The following is a 19,290-nucleotide window of genomic DNA, read 5'->3' as shown; positions in this document are numbered from 1 at the left end:
CGTAACCGGCCGGGTTTTTGGCCGCCGGGGAAAATCTGCGCGCGGATTGAACGGGGGCACCCCGTACCGCGTAATCCCCGGCAACGACACCCGGCCGGCACCCGGACGCAAGCCCGGCCCGCCACCGAGCACCACCGGCCGGCAACCGGACAGCGGACCGGACCCACCACCGGACAGGCAACCGACACAAGGAGACATCATGAGCACTCGACGTCGTGTGGGACTCGCGGCCGCGGCCGTCGCCGCCCTGGCGCTGACCGCCGGCTGCGGCAGCAGCAACAACCAGGGGGCCACCCCCACCACCGACACCGTGCAGCCCGCGGGCCAGGGCACCAGCGACTACGGCTCCTCCGGCTCGGCGGGCGACGGCGGCGGGTACGGCCAGGCCGGCGGCGACGAGGGCAAGGAGGCGGCGGCCGGACCCAGCGCGGGGAAGCTCGGGCTGCGCCAGGCCGCCGCGCTGGGCCCGCTCGTCACCGACGCCAAGGGCATGACGCTCTATCGCTTCGACAAGGACATCCCCGAACCGCCCAAGTCCAACTGCTCGGGCGCCTGCGCCACCACCTGGCCGCCGGTCCCCGCCGACGGCGCCGAGGCCCCCGCGGGCATCGACAAGAGCGCACTGGGTTCGGTGGCCCGCGCCGACGGCACCAAGCAGCTCACCATCGGCGGCTGGCCCGCCTACCGCTACGCCAAGGACACCAAGGCCGGCGACACCAAGGGCCAGGGCGTCGGCGGCACCTGGAACGCGCTGGCTGCCGACGGCAAGAAGGCGAACGCCCAGAAGCCCGCCGAGGTGTCCGTCTTCCCCCACCCCGACCTCGGCGAGATCCTCGTCGACGGCAAGAGCCGGACCCTCTACCGCTTCAACAAGGACAGCGCCTGGCCGATGAAGTTCGGCTGCAACGACGCCTGCCTGGACACCTGGAAGCCCGCCAAGCCCGCCGACCGCTCCCAGCTCACCGGGATCCCCGAGAAGCTGATCACCACCGTCACCCGCCCGGACGGCATCCGGCAGCTGGCCGTCGACTGCTGGCCGGTCTACTGGTTCACCGGCGACGAGCAGCCCGGCGACATCAACGGCCAGGGCAAGGACGGCCTGTGGTTCGCGGTCTCCAAGGACGGCAAGAAGATCACGTCGACGCCGGAGGGCTGACCGCTCCCTCCCGGGGGAACTCGTCGTCCAGCGCGAGCACCTCCGCGTCCGGCCGCTCATCCGTGGCACGCGGCCCCAGCCAGGTGACCGCGAGCGCCACCACCAGATTCACGGCGAGCGCCACGATTCCCGCGTTGAGCCCCCAGACCGGGTCATGGCCGCCGAACACCAGCACACAGACGAGCGCGAAGCCCACCACGAGGCCGCTCACCGCGGCGTGCAGCGTCAGCCGCCGCCACACCAACCCCAGCAGCAGCATCGGCACGAGCTGCGCCATGCCCTCGTACGAGATCAGCGACAGTCGGACGAGGGTGTTGGGGGCGGTGTAGGTCAGCAGCAGCGCCAGCGCACCGGCGGCGACCACCACCAGTTGCGACCAGAGCTTCTGACGGTGGGCCAGGCGGGGCACCGCGCCCAGCACGCTCCTCCCCCACATCGTGCCGATGACCAGCATGAAGACGGCCATCGGCACGATGGAGGAGAGCGCGGCGGCCACTCCGGTCAATCCCACGGCCCAGGCCGGCAGGGAGTCCACCACCAACTTGAACAGCGCCAGATTGGAGTCCGCGCCCACCAGCCCCGGCACCACGAACAGCGCGGCCAGACCCAGCAGCATCGGCACGAACAGCAGCACGTTGTAGAACGGGAGGTACATGGCGTTACGGCGGAGCGCGTCGGCGTTGCGGGCACCGAGATAGCCCGCCACGGTGGTCGGGAAGATCACCACGGTAAGGGAGTTGACGAGGGTGGTGGTGATGAACCAGCTCTGGCCGAGCCCGCCGGACGCGTGGCCGGGGAACGTCAGCCACTGCGGCTTCTCCGCCACCACGCGGTCCAGGAAGGGCCCGTAGCCGTCGAAGTAGTGCAGCGGTACATAGATCGCGAGGAAGGCGAGGGTGGCGATGACGAGGACGTCCTTGAGCACCGAGACCCACGCGCTGCCGCGCAGCCCGCTGACCACGACGAAGCCGGTGGTGACCGCGAAACTGATGAAGTAGGCCCAGTTGAGGCTGATGGCACCGTAGGAAATGGTCGAGACGACCACGCCCATGCCGGTGATCTGCAGCTGGATGTACGGCAGCAGGCAGACGGTGGCCAGGACGGCGACCGCGGCGCCGAGCCAGGGCCGCCCGTAGCGGTGCGCCACCATGTCGGTGATGCCGACCAGACCGTGCCGGCGGGCGTAGGCCCACAACATCGGACCGACGACGTACCCGATCGCATAGCCGCAGGACATGTAGGCCACGACATAGAGCACCGGGGCGCCGAAGTTGTAGCCCCAGCCGGCCGCGCCGAGGTAACTGAAGCTCGTATAGCTCTCGCCGGCCATCAGCACCCAGATGAAGACGGTGCCCAGGCTGCGGCCGCCCACCGACCACTCCGTCAGCCCGCCGCCGGAGCCCCGGCCACGCACCGCGAGCAGACCCAGCGCCACGGTCAGCACCATGAACACGCCGAAGACGGAGGTGGCGACGGCGGCGTTCACGCGCGACCCCGCTTGAGGTCGGCGCGCCGCGCCAGCCACACCGAGACCGGCGTGAGCACGGTGGCCACCAGCATCCAGCAGAACAGCAGCGGCAGCCCGAGCACGGTCGGCGTCACCCGGTTCACCAGCGGCAGTACCGCCAGGAACAGCACATAGGGCACAAGCAGCCACAGCAGCGCCGGGCGCTTTCGGGAGCCGGGGGATCGCCCGCCGGGGAACTCGTTTCGCACGGGGCGAGAGCCTAGGGGACTCGGGCGGCTTCCTCGTTCGACTGTGTCGACCGCAACACCGCCCAGACCACCAGCCGGTAGGCGGAGCTGTACTCCGGCGTGCAGGTGGTCAGCGTCAGATACGCTCCCGGCGCGCTGAAGCGGTACGCGGGATGCGCGCTGCTGTACGGCACTTCCGCGAGGACCGTGCCGTCCCCGGGAGTGGTCCGCGGCAGGGTCTTGCGGACCACGTAGGTGAAGCGGGCCTCGGCGGTGTCGAGGCGCACGGTGTCCCCGGGCCACAGCCGGTCGAGGTGGCGGAACGGTTCGCCGTGGGTGTTGCGATGTCCGGCCAGCGCCACATTGCCGGTACCGCCCGGCTGTGCGGTCTGCGGATAGTGCCCGACATAGCCCCTGTTGAGGACGGCGGCCTTGCCGACGCCCTGCGCGACGGGCGCGGTGACGCCGATCCGCGGGATGCGCAGCACCGCGTACGCCAGGTCCGGCTGCGGCCTGGACGCGGCACGGGCCGGGCCGTCCCGGCGCGCGCCGTCCGGGGCGGCGCTCGCGCCGTCCGGCTGCCCGGAGCCGCCCTCGCCCGGCGTCGGGGTGGCGGGCTGTCGCGGTGCGGTCGCCCATTGCCGCTCCAGCCGGGCGACCCGGTCCCGCGCGTCCCCCTGCGCCTGACGGTTGGTCCACCACAGCTGATGGACGACGAGCAACAGCAGCACCGCCCCGAGCGTCACGGCCAGCTCCGCGCCGGCCCACAGGGCGCGCGCCACGGGCGGGCGGCGGGTGCGCCGCCCCTGCACGACTACCGGTATCCGCTCCCGCACGCGGGCACCGTAAGCCCTGCGGGCGCAGCTCACCAGAGGCAGCGGCGGCCGGCGTCGGCGGCCGTGCGGGCCGCCCGGTCACCGACGCCGGTGCGGTCAGCCGCCGAACGCCCGGGAGACGGAGTAGATGCACAGGCCGGCCAGCGCGCCGACGACCGTGCCGTTGATGCGGATGAACTGCAGGTCCCGGCCGATGTGCGCCTCGATCTTCTTCGAGGTGTGCGTCGCGTCCCAGCCGGCGACGGTGTCGGTGATCAGGGAGGTGATCTCACCCTGATACGTCGTCACCACATAGACGGCCGCGCCCTCCAGCCAGCCGTCCACCTTGTCCTGCAGCCGTCCGTCGACGGCCAGCCGCTGCCCCAGGGACAGCAGTGCCGCCCGCACCCGCAGCCGCAGTTCGCTGTGCTCGTCCTCGGCGGCGGCCACGATCATGGCCCGCACCGAGCCCCACGCGGAGGCGATCAGGTCCTGCACCTCGCCGCGCCCCAGTACCTCCGACTTCAGCCGCTCCACCTTCTGCCGGGTCTCCGGGTCGGTCTGCAGGTCCTCCGCGAAGTCCGTCAGGAAACGGTCCACCGCGCCGCGCGCCGGATGCTCGGGCATGTCCCGCATCTCCGTGACGAACCGCAGCAGTTCCTTGTAGACCCGGTCGCCGACCCTGCGGTCGACGAACCGCGGCGTCCACCCGGGCGCGCCGCCGGAGACGGCCGTCATGACCGAGTCGCCGTGCTCGACCAGCCAGTCGTGGGCGCGGCCGCACACCAGGTCCACCACCCGCCGGTGGCCGCCCTCCGCGACGACCCTCCCCAGCATCGCGCCGATGCCCGGCGCGATCTCCTGGGCGTCCGCCCGCCGGGTGATCGCCTCGCCGACGACCGCCTGCACATCGGAGTCACGCAGGACGGTCAGGGCGCCACGCAGCGCGGTGGACAGCTCCGCGGTGACCCGGTCGGCGTTCTTGGGGTCGGCGAGCCAGCCGCCGAGCCGGGCGCTGATGCCGACCTTCCGCAGCCGGCTGCGGACGACGTCACTCGAGAGAAAGTTCTCCCCGACGAAATCACCCAGACTCTGACCCAGTTGATCCTTTTTGGTAGGAATGATGGCAGTGTGCGGGATCGGCAGCCCGAGAGGCCGCTTGAACAGTGCGGTCACAGCGAACCAGTCGGCCAGCGCACCGACCATGCCGGCTTCCGCGGCCGCCGCCACGAAGCCGGTCCAGCCGCCCGCCCCGGAGGATCCCGCCCATTTCGCCAGCACGTAGACCAGCGCCACCGCCAGCAGCAGGCCGGTGGCGAACGTCTTCATCCGCCGTACGCCGCGCCGCTTCTCCTCGTCGGCGGCGCTGTAGCCGAACCCGCCGCCCGGCGCGACCCGGCCCGCCGACGGCGCGTCCGGCGCCCCATCCGCATTCGTTCGTTGCATCCGCTCCACCGTTCCCACCGAGCCCCGCCATCCCTGCGGCCGTAGCCTGTGCCGCACGGCCGGCCCGCGGGGCGGTCCGATCCGACCATCCGCCGGCCGCCGGTCCGGCCGTATGTCCAACTGTGACCTACTCCCGGAACGATCCACGAGTTCCCCGCGTCCACGTCATGGGGGACATCGCCAGGGCGCCGGGCTGCCTCCCGAAGGCCCGTGGGATCATGGAGAACCGATCGGACCGCAACGGTGCCGCTGATCATTCGCTGCCCTTGCCCGCCCGGAGCACGCCGCTCCGCCTTCCCCAGGAGACCTCTCCCGCATGAACAAAAGTGTGGGTTACGCCCTGCTCGCCGGCCTGGCGGCAGTGGTCGTACTGATCTCGACCGCGATATTCGTCGGCTTCGGCGGCGATGACGGCGGCCTGGGCAGTTCCCCGCACAAGCCGCGTGACCCCGCGAAGCCGGCGGTCTCCGGGCAGTGGGTCGGCACCTGGTCGGCGGCGGCCGCCGCCGCCGAACCCGGCACCCTGGACGGCTACGCCGGCATGTCGATACGCAACGTCGTGCACACCAGCGTCGGCGGCTCCAGCGCACGCATCCAGCTCTCCAACCTCTACGGCACCCGCCCGCTGCCGGTCAGCCACGCCTCGCTGGCGCTGGCCGCCGCGCCCAGCAACCCGACCGCCGCGGCCGGCACCATGCGCCGGCTGACCTTCGGCGGCCGGCCCGCCGTGAGCATCCCCGCGGGCGGCGCGGTCACCAGCGACCCCGTACGCCTCAACGTGCCGCACGACGCCGATCTCCTGGTCACCACCTACTCCCCCTCCCCCTCCGGCCCCGCCACCTATCACCCGTATGCCCGTCAGACCTCGTATCTGGCACGCGGGGACCGGACCGAGGACGCCACCGGCGCCGCGTACACCGAGCAGAGCCCGTACTGGCGCTATCTGACCGGCGTGGACGTCTGGAGCACCGAGGCGCGCGGCACGGTCGTCGCCATCGGCGACTCGATCACCGACGGCATCACCTCCACCGCCGGCGCCAACCACCGCTGGACCGACTTCCTCGCCACCCGGCTGCGCACCGAGCCCGGCGCGCCCCGCTACGGCGTCCTCAACCAGGGCATCAGCGGCAACCGACTGCTCGTCAACGGCAGCCGCTTCTCGCCCAACAACGGCCCCAGCGTGCTGTCCCGCCTGGAGCGCGACGCACTCTCGCGCACCGACGTGAAGGCGGTCGTCGTCGAGATCGGCCTCAACGACCTGTTCAAGTCCCCGCGCCAGCTCGACCCGCAGAAGATCGTCGCCGGCATGCGGCAGATCGTCCGCGAGGCGCACCTCCAGGGCCTGCGGGTGACCGGCAGCACCCTCACCCCGTTCGGCGGGCACCGGGGTTACTCCACCCTGCTGAATTCCGTCCGCGAGCAGGTCAACCGCATCATCCGCTCCGGCACGGTCTACGACGAGGTGGTGGACTTCGACAAGGTGCTGCGCGACCCGGCGGCACCCGTACGGCTGCGCCCCTCCTACGACTCGGGTGACCATCTCCACCCCAGCGACGAGGGCTACCGGGCGATGGCGAACGCCCTGAACCTCAACCACCTCAAGCGGTCCGCGCCCGCCTCGCTCTGAGCGGGCAGGGTGCGGCCGCCCGCCCGCGTCAGCCCAGTTCCTTGCGCTGCCCGCGCTCGTCCTCCAGGCGGCGTGCGTCGGCCTTGCGCAGCTTGCGCTCGACACCGACGCCGCCCATCAGTGCCAGCCCCCTGAGGATCACCCGGGGTGCGCCGGGCTCACCCGGCACGCCGTCCTCACCGGCGTCGAATCCCCCCATGATGCCCAGCCCGCGGACATCGACCTCGACGCCCGGCGGCACCACGAGCTGCACCCCGCCCATGACGGCGTAGCAGGTGATGACGATCTCCGGTCCTGCGAAGTCCGCCTCCCGCAGATCGATCTCGCCACCGCCCATGCAGCAGACCGCCGTGAAGCGGCGCCCGATCGTCCACCGCCCCTTGCGCTGGAAGCCGCCCAGGACGCCGACGCCGGTCGTGGAACCGTGCGCGCCGCTCACGATCCGCCCGGCCCAGGCCGTCGCTCCGCCTTCCTTGCGCAGCGAAAGGGGACCGGATGCCGCCGGCGCCGCCGCGGCGGCCGGCAGATCCGCGGTGATCGGCTCCAGTTCGCCGTACGTACGCGCCGCGTACGTCGCCTCCAGCCGCTCCTGGAACTCCTCCATCGCCAGCCGGCCCTCGGCGACGGCATCGCGCAGGATCTCCGCCACCCGCTCACGGTCGGTGTCGGAAGCACGCAACTCGGGGCGTCTGTCAGTCATACGAACAGGTTAGGGCGTGTCGGGCGGTCCCGGGCGGATCCACGGCAGCTCACCGCACACCGGGTCGCGCACCGGGCACGGCAGGAGCCGCGGCCGGCCCGCCCTTCGCGTACAGCCGCGCGATGACGTCCTCGATGTCCGGCTCCCGCACCGACAGGTCCACCAGCGGATAGCGCTCGGCGACGGCCGCCACCAGCGGCGCCGCGCTCTGCGCCGCGGGAAACGCCAGCCACTGCCGCGGCCCGTCCACCTTGACCGTACGGGCCCCCGGTACGCCCTCGATCGGCGGCAGCTCCCGCTCCAGGTCCACCACCAGCGTGCGCTCCCCCTCCCCGGCCGCCCGCAGACCGGCGAGCCCCCCGTCGTACACCAGCCGCCCGTGGTCGATGACCATCACCCGCCGGCACAGCTGCTCGATGTCGGTCAGGTCGTGCGTGGTGAGCAGGACCGTGGTGCCCCGCTCGGCGTTGACCTCCCGCAGGAAGGAGCGCACCTTCGCCTTGCTGATCACATCGAGGCCGATCGTCGGCTCGTCCAGATAGAGCACCTCGGGCTCGTGCAGCAGCGCCGCCGCGATGTCGCCGCGCATCCGCTGCCCCAGCGACAGCTGACGTACCGGCACCTCCAGCAGCGGGCCCAGGTCGAGCAGTTCCACACACCGCTCCAACTGACGGCGGTAGGCGGCGGAGGGGATGCGGTACATCCGCCGCACCAGTTCGTAGGAGTCCTTCAGCGGCAGGTCCCACCACAGCGTGGTGCGCTGCCCGAAGACCACCCCGATCCGCCGGGCGAGACGGGTCCGCTCGCGCGCGGGGTCGATGCCGGCCACCCGTAGCCGGCCGCCGCTGGGCACCAGAATGCCCGTCAGCATCTTGATGGTGGTGGACTTACCGGCGCCGTTCGGCCCGATGTAGCCGACCATCTCGCCGCGCGGCACGTGGAAGGAGATGCCGTCCACCGCCCGCACCTCGTGCCGCACGCGCCGCAGCCGGCCCGCCTTGCGCCGCACCGAGAAGACCTTCTCGATGCCGTCCACCTCGATCAGCCGCTCCGCCGCAGTACCGCTCACCACATGCCCTTCCGCCGTCTGTCCCGCACATGCCGCGCCGTCCCGGTCCGCTCCCGGGCCTTCCCGGGCCGCCCCGTTCTGCTCCCCCGCCGGGCGTCAGCTGCCCGTACTGCGGTACGCCCGCAGCCCGTACCGCCACGCCACCCCGACGCCCGCCCACATCACCACGGCCACCACGGGCCCCAGGAAGTCCACCCAGCCCGGCAGCCCCAGCGGATCCGGATGCCCCAGCAGCCGCAGCGCGGGCAGCCAGTTCACGAAGGCCAGCGGAATGACGAAGGTGACCCCGCGCACCAGGTCCTTGGCGAAGACCGTCGGCGGGTACTGCAGCATGGCGTTGCCGCCGTAGGTGAAGGAGTTCTGCACCTCGGCCGCGTCCTGCGCCCAGAACTGGAAGGACGCCCCTGCGGTGAACACCGCCGCGAAGATCGCCGCCCCGCACACCACCATCAGCGGCACCATCAGCACCCGGCCCGCCGTCCACGGCACGTCGAGCCCCGTCAGCGACCAGCCGAGGACCAGCAGCGCCTGGGTGATCCGGCCCAGCCTGCGCAGCGCGAAGCGGTCCGCGGCGACCTGCGCGAAGACCGGTACGGGACGCAGCAGCATGACGTCGAGCGTGCCGTCACGGATGCGGCCGCCGATCCGGTCCATGCTGCCCAGCAGCAGATCGGCCAGGCCCAGCGACGCACTGGAGGTGCCGTAGAGGAAGGCCACTTCGGGGAGGCCGAAGCCACCGAGCGCGTCAATCTGCGAGAACATGAGCATGATCGCGACGAAATCCAGGCCGCTGGCAGCGAAGTTGCCGACCGCCATCATGACGAACGACGCCCGGTAGGCGAGAGTGGAGCGCACCCACATCCGCACGAGCAGCCCGTACGCGCGCAACCCCGGCACCACCGCCGCCCTACCGGTCACCGGCCCGTCCGCCGACGAGGCGTCAGCCACCGTGCACCACCACCTTGCGGGTGGCGGCGCCCTGCACCAGCCGGCCCAGCGCCAGCAGCGCCGCGCCCCAGGCCACCTGGAAGGCCAGCCCGGTGGCCAGCGACCCGCCGGTGCGCGCGCCGAGCAGCACATCGGCCGGCACCTGGAGCACGGCGGCCCACGGCAGCAACTGGGCGACCTCGCCGAAGCCGCCGGGGAAGACCCGCAGCGGCAGGACGAGACCCGAGAAGAACATGCAGGCCAGGCCACTGATCATGGCCAGGCCCGACCCGTCGAGCAGCCAGAAGGACGCCAGCGCCACGAGATAGCGCAACGCGAAGCTGACCACCACCGCCAGCGCCACCGAGATCAAAAAGCAGCACCAGGTCAACACGTCGCCGGGCAGCGCCAGTTCGAAGCACATCGCGCCGACCGCCAGCGGCACCGCCCCGCGGCCGATCAGCTGCAGCGCGGCCCGGCCGAGGTCCCCGGCCAGCCACCACAGCTGCAGATCGGCCGGGCGGTAGAGGTCCACGGCGATGTCGCCGCTGCGGATGCGCTCCTGGAGCTCGTCCAGTCCCCCGCCGGAGAGCAGCGCGACCGCCGCGAGCAGCGCCTGCCCCACCCAGACGAAGGTCAGCGCCTGCGCCTGGTCGTAGCCGCCCAGGTGCGGCCGCTCGTCCCACAGGGCGAGGTAGGCGTAGGCGACGACGAAACCGAAGACGGTGTTGGTGAAGACGCCCGCCGCGGTGGCGATCCGGTAGGTGGCGTACCGCCGGAAGCTGCCGGCCGCCACGGCCACGCACCACATGCCCGCGTCCCCCCGGCCTCGTCGTCGTCACCTGGCAAAACACCGGAGCTTAGCCCCGCCCTCGCGGACCGCACCATCGGTTTGTCACCGGTTCGGGTGAGCCCGGGGCGCCATTCAGCCGGTCACGTCGCGGTCACAGGAGCGCGCCACCCCCCTTGACGCCGACGCATGATGCGACAGTTTCTTATCGGGCGACAGTTCCCTTCCAGGCCCGGGGGATGCATCCCTGACCCGACACCGCTCCGCCGCGGCACAACCATCGGCGGTGGCCGAGGAGTCCATACAGACATGAGCGACGATCCGCAGCACGACGGCCCGGAGAACACCGGCCCCCCGGAGGAGTGGGGCCCGCGTCCCGACGCGCCGACGACGAGCGGGAAGGGAGCCGAGGGAAAGAAGCCCCGTCCCCGGCGCACCGGCTGGCGCCGTGTCATCCCCACCTGGCGCGTGGTGCTGGGCACCGTGCTGCTGTTCCTGCTGCTGCTCGCGGGCGGCATGGTCGCCGGCTATCTGATTGTCGACATCCCGCCCGCCAACAGCGCGGCCAAGGCGCAGAGCAACGTCTACCTCTACTCCGACGGCTCGGAGCTGGCCCGCGACGGCGAGGTCAACCGCGAGAACGTGTCGCTCAGCCAGATCCCCAAATCCGTTCAGGAGGCCGTACTGGCCGCCGAGGACCGCGACTTCTACTCCGAGTCCGCGGTCGACCCCGCCGCGATGGTGCGGGCCGGCTGGAACACCCTCACCGGCAAGGGCAAGCAGTCCGGTTCGACGATCACCCAGCAGTACGTCAAGAACTACTACCTGGGCCAGGAGCAGACCGTCACCCGTAAGGCCAAGGAGTTCTTCATCGCGATCAAACTGGACCGCGAGGTGAGCAAGGCCGACATCCTGGAGGGCTACCTCAACTCCAGCTACTACGGCCGCAACGCCTACGGCATCCAGGCCGCCGCCCAGGCGTACTTCGGCAAGAACTCCGAGAAGCTCACCACGGCCCAGGGCGCCTACCTCGCCACCCTCCTCAACGCTCCCAGCGCCTACGACATCACCGCCCACCCGGAGAACAAGCCCCGGGCGGTGGCACGTTGGGAGTACGTCCTGGACGGCATGGTGACCAAGAAGTGGCTGAGCCAGTCGCAACGGTCGGCGATGAAGTTCCCCGACCCGGGCCCGGCCAAGACGTCCGCCGGCCTCTCCGGCCAGCGCGGCTATCTCGTCGAAGCGGTCCGGGACTACCTCACCGGCAACGAGATCGTCGACGAGGACACCCTGCGGGCCGGCGGCTACCGCATCACCACCACCATCGACAAGGACCGCGAGGACGCCTTCGTCGACGCGGTCGACAGCCGCATGATGGACCAGCTCAGCGACTCGCGGAAGGTCGACTCCTACGTCCGGGCCGGCGGCGCCTCCATCGACCCGGAGACGGGCAGGGTCGTCGCGCTGTACGGCGGCATCGACTTCGCCCAGCAGTACGTCAACAGCGCCACCCGGCGCGACTACCAGGTCGGCTCCACCTTCAAGCCGATCGTCTTCGCCTCCGCCGTCCAGAACAACGCGACCACCCAGGACGGCGCGCGGATCACCCCGAACACCGTCTACGACGGCACCAACAAGCGCATGACGGTGAACAACGGCTCCCCCACCGGCTTCGCGCCGGCCAACGAGGACGACCGCTCCTACGGCCCGATCACCGTCACCGAGGCCACCGACAAGTCCGTCAACGCCGTCTACGCCCAGATGGGCATCGACGTCGGCCCCACCGCGGTCAAGAACACCGCCATCGACCTGGGCATCCCGGCGGACACCCCCAGCCTCGCCTCCTCCCAGGGCGCGGTCTCGCTCGGCACCGCCACCCCCAGCGTCCTGGAGATGACGCAGGTCTACGCCGCCTTCGCGCAGCACGGCAAGCAGCGGCCGTACACGCTGGTCGACAAGGTCTCCAAGAGCGGCGAGGACCTCCCGCTGCCCGAGCGCGCCGAGGGCACGCACCTCGACCGGGAGGCCGCCGACACCACCACCTCGATCCTGCGCAGCGTCGTCGACGGCGGCACCGGCACCGCGGCCCGGGCCGCCGGGCGGCCCGCGGCCGGCAAGACCGGCACCGCGGAGGAGGACAAGGCGGCCTGGTTCGCGGGCTACACGCCCGACCTCGCCACCGTGGTCGCCGTGATGGGGCAGAACCCGGTGAGCGCCGCACAGGAACCGCTGTACGGCGCCGCGGGCCTGCCCCGGATCAACGGCGGCGGCTTCCCCGCCGAGATCTGGGCCGACTACACCGCCGCCGCCCTGAAGGACGAGCCGGTCCGCGACTTCGACCTGCAGCTGGAGGAGGGCGCCGAGGAGCCGGCGCCCGAGCCGACCACGACCGCGCCCGCGCCGCCCACCGACACCGCGTCCCCGACCACGGAACCGACCACGGGCCCCACCGTCATCCCGCCGACGGACTTCCCCACCCCGCCGACCATCGAGCCGCCCACGCCGACCTTCCCGACCGACGAGCCGCCCGAACCCACCGAGGATTTCCCCACGGTGGGGCCGGAGGACGGGGCCCTGGCGCGTCAGCCGAGGTGGGGCGGCTGAGCCGTGGTGGGCGACCGGGGCGCACGTGACTGCCCCGGTCAGTGGCCGGACGTCGCCTTCAGGCCGACGACCGCCACCAGCAGCAGACAGATGAAGAAGATCCGGGCCGCGGTGGCCGGCTCGCCGAGCACCATCATCCCCACCACCGCGGCACCGGCCGCACCGATGCCGACCCACACGCCATAGGCGGTACCGATCGGCAGGGTCCGGGCCGCGTACGACAGCAGCATCATGCTGACGACGATGCCCGCGCCCGTGAACACGCTGGGCCACAGCCGGGTGAAGCCGTCGGTGAACTTCATACCGATCGACCAGCCGACCTCCAGCAGACCGGCGACGAGAAGCAGGATCCATGCCATGACGGCACCTCCGTGAAAGAGCTTCAACAGGGGTGCGTCGTCTTGTCGTGACCCGGTACGGCGCGTCTCGTCGGGTACCACCGAGGCTAGCAAAAAGCAGGAAAACGGGCGGTGACCCCGGTCACCGCCCGCCAGGGCCGCTCCGGCACGCATCACGCGCACCGGCCCCCTACATCCTCAAAACGCCGGCGAAATGGCCGGAAAAGGCGGGCTGGAGCTCGGGCTACAGATACAGCCCCGTCGCGTCCTCCGCGCCCTCCAGCCGCTCCGCGGCCACCGCATGCAGATCGCGCTCCCGCATCAGCACGTACGCCACACCGCGCACCTCGACCTCGGCGCGGTCCTCGGGGTCGTACAGCACCCGGTCGCTCACCTCGACGGTCCGCACGTTCTGCCCGACCGCGACCACCTCGGCCCAGGCCAGACGGCGGCCGACGGCAGCGGTCGCCGGAATGACGATGCCCCCGGAAGAGCGGCGCTCGCCCTCGGGGATGTCCGTCCGAACCAGCACACGGTCGTGCAGCATCCGGATCGGCAACTTGTCGTGGGTGTCCTTGGTGTTTTTCGGGCTCACGGCATGACCGTACCTGCCGCGCACCGCACGCCACGCACCACCGCCCGAAGCCACCGCCCCCGGACGGCCACCCGGCGGCCGGCCGGGCGGGACTTCGCGGACACGGCCTAGCGGCGCCGCTGGAGGCGCAGCGCCAGCAGGCCCACCACGGCCACACCGACCACGGCCACCGGAATGACGCGCTCCAGCCGCGGCGCCCCGTCCTCCGACACCAACTGGCCGCGGGTATCCGAGATCACGCGCTGAACGGTCACATACGCCCGCCCCGCCGTACGGTCCACCGCCGCCGCGGTCTTCGCCTTCGCCTCACCGATGATCGTCCTGGGGTGCAGCCGCACACCGATCTCGTCGAGCGTCACCGCGAGATCCTGCCGCCGGCGGACGATGTCCGCCTCGATCTGCGCAGGGGTCCTGGCTTCCGACACCGCGCTGCCTCCGTCGTCTCGGGCCGATGCGTACGAGACCGGGCACGAGGCCCCGTACGGAACCGGCCACATTCTCCATACCGATTCGTGATGGACAGTCTGTCAGCTCCGCCCCTCCCGCGCCCCGCAGCACCCCCGTTTCGCCCAGCCGCGGCGCCCCCGGCCCCGCCCCGCGGCCCGGCTGCGTAATCTCGGGGCAGACGGATCCACCCAGAAGGAGAGCCATGAGCGAGCGACTGCAGACCGGCGACACCGCACCCGCCTTCACCCTCCCCGACGCGGACGGCAAGCAGGTCTCGCTCGCCGACCACAAGGGCCGCAAGGTCATCGTGTACTTCTACCCGGCCGCCCTCACCCCCGGCTGCACCAAGCAGGCCTGCGACTTCACCGACAACCTCGAATTCCTCGCCGGCCACGGCTACGACGTCATCGGCATCTCCCCCGACAAGCCGGAGAAGCTCGCCAAGTTCCGCGAGAAGGAAGAGCTCAAGGTCACCCTGCTCGGCGACCCCGACAAGGAGATCCTGGAGGCATACGGCGCCTTCGGCGAGAAGAAGCTCTACGGCAAGACCGTCACCGGCGTCATCCGCTCCACCGTCATCCTCGACGAGGAGGGCAAGGTCGAGCGCGCCCTCTACAACGTGAAGGCCACCGGCCACGTCGCCAAGATCATCAAGGACCTGGGGCTGTAACCCGCCCCCGGACCCCCGGCCGAGCAGCCCGGGCGAAGACGGCCCCGAGGCGTCACCCCTGGGACACGCCCCGGCCCACCGGCTCCGAAGGCGCCGCCGCCCGGTCCGGCAACTCCAGCACGGCCTCGGCGCCGCCCTCCGCGGCGGCGCCGAAGTCCAGCCTGGCCCCCAGCACCTCCGCCTGCCCCGCCGCGATCGTCAGCCCCAGACCGTGCCCGGTGCCCCGCTCCGGAGCCGCCGTACGAAACCGCCGCGGCCCCTCCGCGCACAACTCTGCCGGATAACCCGGCCCATGATCGCGCACCACGATCCGCGCGCCCCGCACCACCACCTCGATCGGCGGCCTCCCGTGCTTCGCCGCGTTCGCCAGCAGATTCACCAGCACCCGCTCCACCCGACGCCGGTCGGTCTCCACGATCCGCGGCTCCCCCTCGACCGACACCGACACCTCGGCAACCCCCCGCTGACGGTCCGCCCGCCGCACGATCCCCCGCACCAACGACGGCAGCTCACAGGCATCCACATCCGCCCGCTCCACCCCCGCGTCCAACCGCGACACCTCCAGCAGGTCCTCCACCAGCCGCCGCATCGCCTGCGCCCGGTCCTGCACCATCTCCACCGCACGCGGCTGCGGCAACAGCTCCGCCGCCGCCACCAGACCCGCCACCGGCGTCCGCAGCTCGTGCGCCACATCCGCGGTGAACTCCCGCTCCGCCTGCGCCTGGGCCGCCAACGACGTCGCCATGTGATGCACACTGCGCCCCAACTCGGCCACCTCGTCCCGGCCATGACTGGCCAGCGCGTCCGCGTCCGGCGGAGCCCCCGCCGCGATCCGCCGGGCCGCCGCCGCACTCAGCCGCAACCGCCGGGACAACCGCTGCGCGACGAACCACGACACCACCGCCATCAGCACGACCGTGCCGCACCCCGCGATCAGCAACGCCCGATCCAGCGCCACCCGCGCCGGATCGTCGTCCGGGAACGCCGCCGACAACGACAGCGACCGCGCCGGATCCTGCCCGCCCCCACCGCCGACCCCCGTCGCCGCCCACACCCGCGGATCCTCGCCCCCGCTGAGATACGTCCCCGACCTGCCCCGCGACACCGCGTCCCGCAACGGAACCGGCAGCGTCGCATCGTCCAGCTGCGCCCCCAGCGCCAGCGTGCCGTCCCGCTCAAAGATCTGCAGCGCGGAACTCAGCCGGTCGTCCTGATACGACCGCGCCGAACGCTCCCGCTCGGCATCCGCGATGTGATGCACGGCAAACCCGAGCACCACCACCGCAAGAGCCGTCATACACGAAATGGCCAGTGCGATCCGGCCCCGTATCCCCATCACGCGAGGTTGTACATCTCCGTCGTGTCACCGAGCGGCGTGGAGCCCTCGTACGTCACCTCGAGCCCCGTGAAGGCCCGGCCACCGGGCACGGTCTCGGGAGCAAAGAGCCGGAACGTCGCCGGGAAACCCGCATCGGCCACCGCCCCCGAGGCCCGCTCCACCTGCACCACCCCCGTACCCTCCGCCTCCCGCGAGCCGTACCGCTCCCAGGTGATCGCCGTCGCCACCATCCCCACATCCACACACGTCAACGTGATCACCTGCGGCTTGATCTCCGGCTCCCCCCGCCCGCAGTCCCGCACCCCCGGCAGACTCCCCGAGGGCTTGCCGGGCGACTTCACGTCCTGCACCGCGGACGTCTTGGGCGCCACATCCACCGCCGACGCGCGGTCCGCCCCCTGACTCCACCACACCCCGCCCGCGGCAACCGCCGTCACCAGGGCAAACGTCGCCAGAGCGGTACGCCCACGCACCCAGCGAAACCGTTCACGCTCGGTCATCACGTTCTCCTCCCGGGGACCGCGCCCCGTACCCCCACCCAGCTCACACGAACGCCGACACTCCACCCGAAGGGGCCCGGCGCACAGCGACGCCTCGACGGAAACGAGCGGGTTTCGACACGCCACTCTCCCGCCCCCGCCCCACGGGCTGATTGCCCGAACACTGCGATGACCGCGCGGCTGTGTACCAGTCCTGTAACAGGCCCCGTCACGCCTCTGGCGCGCCGGAAATCCTCCGCCGTACGGCCGAGCGCCGCGTGACCTACATCGCGTTATCCGGCCAGAGTGGTTTGATCCGCGCTCGACTGTGCAGGCGCACCTGTCGTACCCCACCGCGCACCGCGCGCTGACAGACCGAGAGGACCGCCTCGTGCCGACCGGCAGCACCGAAGCAGACCAGGCTTCCGACAACGATCCGGCAGCGCGCAAGCGTCATCGGGTTCTCTTCCGTGCCGTCGCCCGGCGCCGAAACCCCAAGCTGCGGCGCACCGACATCACGATCACCGACGAAAAGGTGGTCAAGCGGGCAGTCAAGGCCGCCGCGCTCGGAAACGCGATGGAATGGTTCGACTTCGGGATCTACAGCTATCTCGCCGTCACCATCGGCAAGGTCTTCTTCCCCGGCGGCAGCGACACCACCAGCCTGCTGTCCTCCTTCGCCACCTTCGCCGTCGCGTTCCTCGTGCGGCCTCTCGGCGGCGTCTACTTCGGCCCGCTCGGCGACCGGATCGGCCGCAAGAAGGTCCTCGCCCTCACCATGATCATGATGGCGCTCGGCACCCTCTGTATCGGCCTCATCCCCTCCTACGCCACCATCGGCTTCTGGGCCCCGGTCCTGCTGATCCTCTTCCGCCTCATCCAGGGCTTCTCCACCGGCGGCGAGTACGGCGGCGCCTCCACCTTCATCGCCGAGTACGCCCCCGACAAGAAGCGCGGCTACTTCGGCAGCTTCCTGGAAATGGGCACCCTGATCGGCTACACCGGCGCCGCCGGCATCGTGCTGCTCCTCAACACCACCCTCGGTGACGACGCCATGCTCCACTGGGGCTGGCGCATCCCGTTCCTGGTCGCGGGCCCGCTCGGCCTGGTCGGTCTCTACCTGCGGATCAAGCTCGACGAGACCCCCGCCTTCCAGAAGCTGGAGGCCTCCCAGACCCACGTCACCAGCGGCTCCGCCGCCGAGGCCGACACCGAGTTCGCGCACCTCTCGGAGAACGCCCCGAAGAAGAAGATCAGCGAGATCTTCATCCAGCAGTGGCCGACGCTCATCCTGTGCATCGCCCTGGTCGGCGCGTACAACATCACCGACTACATGCTGCTGTCCTACATGCCGACGTACCTGACCGACACCCTCAAGTACGAGGAGTCGCACGGCCTGCTCATCCTGCTGGGCACCATGGTCGTCCTGATGTGCGTCATCAGCAGCGTCGGCAGGCTCAGCGACCGCTACGGCCGAAAGCCGCTGCTGATGACCGGCATGCTCGGCTTCTTCGTCATCGCCATCCCCGCCTTCCTCCTGGTCAAGCAGGGCAGCGTGCCGGCGGTCATCGGCGGCATGGCGCTCCTCGGACTCTCCCTGGTCTGCCTCCTGGGCACCATGTCCGCGGCCCTGCCCGCCCTCTTCCCCACCAACGTCCGCTACGGCTCGCTCTCCATCGGCTACAACCTCGCCGTCTCCCTGTTCGGCGGCACCACCCCGCTGGTGATCACCGCCCTCATGGACGTCTCCGACCAGAACGTCATGGTCCCCGCCTACTACACGATGGGCGCCGCCCTCGTCGGCGTCATCGCGGTGGCCTGCATGAAGGAGACCGCCCAGCAGCCCCTGGAGGGCTCCCCGCCCTCGGTGGCCACCAAGGAAGAAGCCGTGGAGATGGTCACGGCCCAGACACCGGAACCGCGCTTCTGACCTGCGACAACACTCGGAAGCGGGCCCTGGGGACATCCCCGGGGCCCCTTCTTTTCCTTCTTCGCGCTACCCGGCGTAACCGACCCCACGTTCGATCGTTATTCAGTTCGAGAAGCTGGAGAGCGCACGGGGAGGGGCTTGGTGCGCGGGAGGGGGAGCTGTGCCGGTCACGTATACCCGCGAGGTGCTGGCGAAGGCCGCACTCGCATCGGTCTCCTACGACGAAGCAGTCCGGTGGTGCGACAGTCAACCAACCCCCGGACGCAGACATCCCCAACCCACGCTCGATGGCCGCCGCACTGCCGAACTGGACTTTGCCGCTTGCCATTTCGCCGCGCGGCACCCCACGGCTGGCCTCTCGCATCACCTCATCCTGGGAGAACTTCCTGAGGACCTACGCCTGGGGGTACCGCATGCCTTCTGAGTTCCCCCGCGAACGCTTGGCCGCGGCAGTCGCCGAGTCCTCACATTGGGCCGATCTGATGCGCAGGCTCAACGTCAAGGCGAGCGGTGGGCGCCGCAGGTCCCTTCAAGCCTCGGTCGCCGAATTCGGCATCGACACACGTCATTTCAAGCAGCGGAGCGCGTAGCGCAAGTACCCAGACGAGGCGATCGCCAAGGCGGCGACATCGTCAACAACATTGCGCGAGGTCGCGCAGAAGC

At 71.1% G+C, this 19,290-nt stretch carries 19 protein-coding genes and 1 riboswitch; of the genes, 6 read left to right on the top strand and 13 right to left on the bottom strand.

Annotated elements, in window-relative coordinates:
• The first annotated feature begins 199 nt into the window (after positions 1-199).
• Positions 200-1,156: an SCO0930 family lipoprotein gene (locus ACH4FH_RS34065; RefSeq protein WP_398559815.1), complete on the top strand. Its 957-nt coding sequence runs from the start codon at positions 200-202 to the stop codon at positions 1,154-1,156.
• Here ACH4FH_RS34065 and ACH4FH_RS34060 read toward each other — a convergent pair.
• From ACH4FH_RS34060 to ACH4FH_RS34045, 4 genes are all read right to left on the bottom strand, one after another.
• Complete coding sequence (locus tag ACH4FH_RS34060; RefSeq protein WP_398559814.1) at positions 1,134-2,642, bottom strand: sodium:solute symporter; 1,509 nt, start codon at positions 2,640-2,642, stop codon at positions 1,134-1,136. The two genes, ACH4FH_RS34065 and ACH4FH_RS34060, sit on opposite strands and share 23 nt — an antisense overlap.
• Positions 2,639-2,872, bottom strand: a complete 234-nt coding sequence (locus ACH4FH_RS34055; protein WP_398559813.1) for a DUF3311 domain-containing protein — start codon at positions 2,870-2,872, stop codon at positions 2,639-2,641. The genes ACH4FH_RS34060 and ACH4FH_RS34055 overlap by 4 nt, the downstream gene beginning before the upstream one ends.
• A gap of 11 nt (positions 2,873-2,883) precedes the next feature.
• Positions 2,884-3,687: a class E sortase gene (locus ACH4FH_RS34050; protein ID WP_398559812.1), complete on the bottom strand. Its 804-nt coding sequence runs from the start codon at positions 3,685-3,687 to the stop codon at positions 2,884-2,886.
• Between the two features lie 96 nt (positions 3,688-3,783).
• Positions 3,784-5,112, bottom strand: coding sequence for a DUF445 domain-containing protein (locus tag ACH4FH_RS34045; RefSeq protein WP_398559811.1), 1,329 nt, complete (start codon positions 5,110-5,112; stop codon positions 3,784-3,786).
• 316 nt (positions 5,113-5,428) lie between these two features.
• On the opposite strand from ACH4FH_RS34045, the gene ACH4FH_RS34040 reads away from it, so the two are divergent.
• Positions 5,429-6,739 carry an SGNH/GDSL hydrolase family protein gene (locus tag ACH4FH_RS34040; RefSeq protein ID WP_398559810.1) on the top strand — a complete coding sequence of 437 codons (1,311 nt, stop codon included), beginning with the start codon at positions 5,429-5,431 and terminating at the stop codon, positions 6,737-6,739.
• A gap of 28 nt (positions 6,740-6,767) precedes the next feature.
• On the opposite strand, the gene ACH4FH_RS34035 is transcribed toward ACH4FH_RS34040, so the two are convergent.
• The 4 genes from ACH4FH_RS34035 to ACH4FH_RS34020 form a co-directional block, all read right to left on the bottom strand.
• Positions 6,768-7,439: a DUF1707 domain-containing protein gene (locus tag ACH4FH_RS34035; protein ID WP_398559809.1), complete on the bottom strand. Its 672-nt coding sequence runs from the start codon at positions 7,437-7,439 to the stop codon at positions 6,768-6,770.
• A 49-nt stretch (positions 7,440-7,488) separates the two neighbouring features.
• Positions 7,489-8,511 carry an ATP-binding cassette domain-containing protein gene (locus ACH4FH_RS34030; RefSeq protein ID WP_398559808.1) on the bottom strand — a complete coding sequence of 341 codons (1,023 nt, stop codon included), beginning with the start codon at positions 8,509-8,511 and terminating at the stop codon, positions 7,489-7,491.
• Positions 8,512-8,604: 93 nt separating this feature from the next.
• Entirely contained in the window at positions 8,605-9,369 is a 765-nt protein-coding gene (locus tag ACH4FH_RS34025; protein ID WP_398559836.1) for an ABC transporter permease, read from the bottom strand.
• A 79-nt stretch (positions 9,370-9,448) separates the two neighbouring features.
• Entirely contained in the window at positions 9,449-10,246 is a 798-nt protein-coding gene (locus tag ACH4FH_RS34020; protein ID WP_398559807.1) for an ABC transporter permease, read from the bottom strand.
• A gap of 288 nt (positions 10,247-10,534) precedes the next feature.
• Between ACH4FH_RS34020 and ACH4FH_RS34015 the strand changes: the two genes are divergently transcribed.
• Positions 10,535-12,829, top strand: coding sequence for a transglycosylase domain-containing protein (locus ACH4FH_RS34015; RefSeq protein WP_398559806.1), 2,295 nt, complete (start codon positions 10,535-10,537; stop codon positions 12,827-12,829).
• Between the two features lie 38 nt (positions 12,830-12,867).
• Here the strand turns inward: ACH4FH_RS34015 and ACH4FH_RS34010 are convergent, their stop codons facing one another.
• The 3 genes from ACH4FH_RS34010 to ACH4FH_RS34000 form a co-directional block, all read right to left on the bottom strand.
• Positions 12,868-13,188, bottom strand: coding sequence for a DMT family transporter (locus ACH4FH_RS34010; RefSeq protein ID WP_398559805.1), 321 nt, complete (start codon positions 13,186-13,188; stop codon positions 12,868-12,870).
• Between the two features lie 31 nt (positions 13,189-13,219).
• A riboswitch (guanidine-III (ykkC-III) riboswitch) is annotated at positions 13,220-13,279 on the bottom strand.
• A 132-nt stretch (positions 13,280-13,411) separates the two neighbouring features.
• Complete coding sequence (locus ACH4FH_RS34005; protein ID WP_398559835.1) at positions 13,412-13,714, bottom strand: GroES family chaperonin; 303 nt, start codon at positions 13,712-13,714, stop codon at positions 13,412-13,414.
• Between the two features lie 155 nt (positions 13,715-13,869).
• Positions 13,870-14,187, bottom strand: coding sequence for a DUF3618 domain-containing protein (locus tag ACH4FH_RS34000; protein WP_398559804.1), 318 nt, complete (start codon positions 14,185-14,187; stop codon positions 13,870-13,872).
• A 224-nt stretch (positions 14,188-14,411) separates the two neighbouring features.
• Here ACH4FH_RS34000 and bcp point away from each other — a divergent pair, with 224 nt between their 5' ends.
• Positions 14,412-14,879 carry a thioredoxin-dependent thiol peroxidase gene (bcp, locus tag ACH4FH_RS33995; RefSeq protein WP_393895352.1) on the top strand — a complete coding sequence of 156 codons (468 nt, stop codon included), beginning with the start codon at positions 14,412-14,414 and terminating at the stop codon, positions 14,877-14,879.
• Positions 14,880-14,931: 52 nt separating this feature from the next.
• Here the strand turns inward: bcp and ACH4FH_RS33990 are convergent, their stop codons facing one another.
• Both ACH4FH_RS33990 and ACH4FH_RS33985 read right to left on the bottom strand, forming a co-directional pair.
• Positions 14,932-16,176, bottom strand: coding sequence for a sensor histidine kinase (locus tag ACH4FH_RS33990; RefSeq protein ID WP_398559803.1), 1,245 nt, complete (start codon positions 16,174-16,176; stop codon positions 14,932-14,934).
• Positions 16,177-16,214: 38 nt separating this feature from the next.
• Positions 16,215-16,718: a hypothetical protein gene (locus ACH4FH_RS33985; protein WP_398559802.1), complete on the bottom strand. Its 504-nt coding sequence runs from the start codon at positions 16,716-16,718 to the stop codon at positions 16,215-16,217.
• A 370-nt stretch (positions 16,719-17,088) separates the two neighbouring features.
• Between ACH4FH_RS33985 and proP the strand changes: the two genes are divergently transcribed.
• Positions 17,089-18,627 (top strand): glycine betaine/L-proline transporter ProP, encoded by a 1,539-nt coding sequence (proP, locus tag ACH4FH_RS33980; RefSeq protein ID WP_398559801.1) that lies wholly within the window; start codon positions 17,089-17,091, stop codon positions 18,625-18,627.
• 287 nt (positions 18,628-18,914) lie between these two features.
• Positions 18,915-19,217 (top strand): hypothetical protein, encoded by a 303-nt coding sequence (locus ACH4FH_RS33975; RefSeq protein ID WP_398559800.1) that lies wholly within the window; start codon positions 18,915-18,917, stop codon positions 19,215-19,217.
• The last annotated feature ends 73 nt before the right edge of the window (positions 19,218-19,290 follow it).

The organism is Streptomyces sp. NPDC017993 (genome assembly GCF_044328065.1).
Classification (GTDB): domain Bacteria; phylum Actinomycetota; class Actinomycetes; order Streptomycetales; family Streptomycetaceae; genus Streptomyces.
The sequence above is the reverse complement of the archived record's forward strand: the minus strand, read 5'-3'. Positions and strand labels throughout refer to the sequence as shown.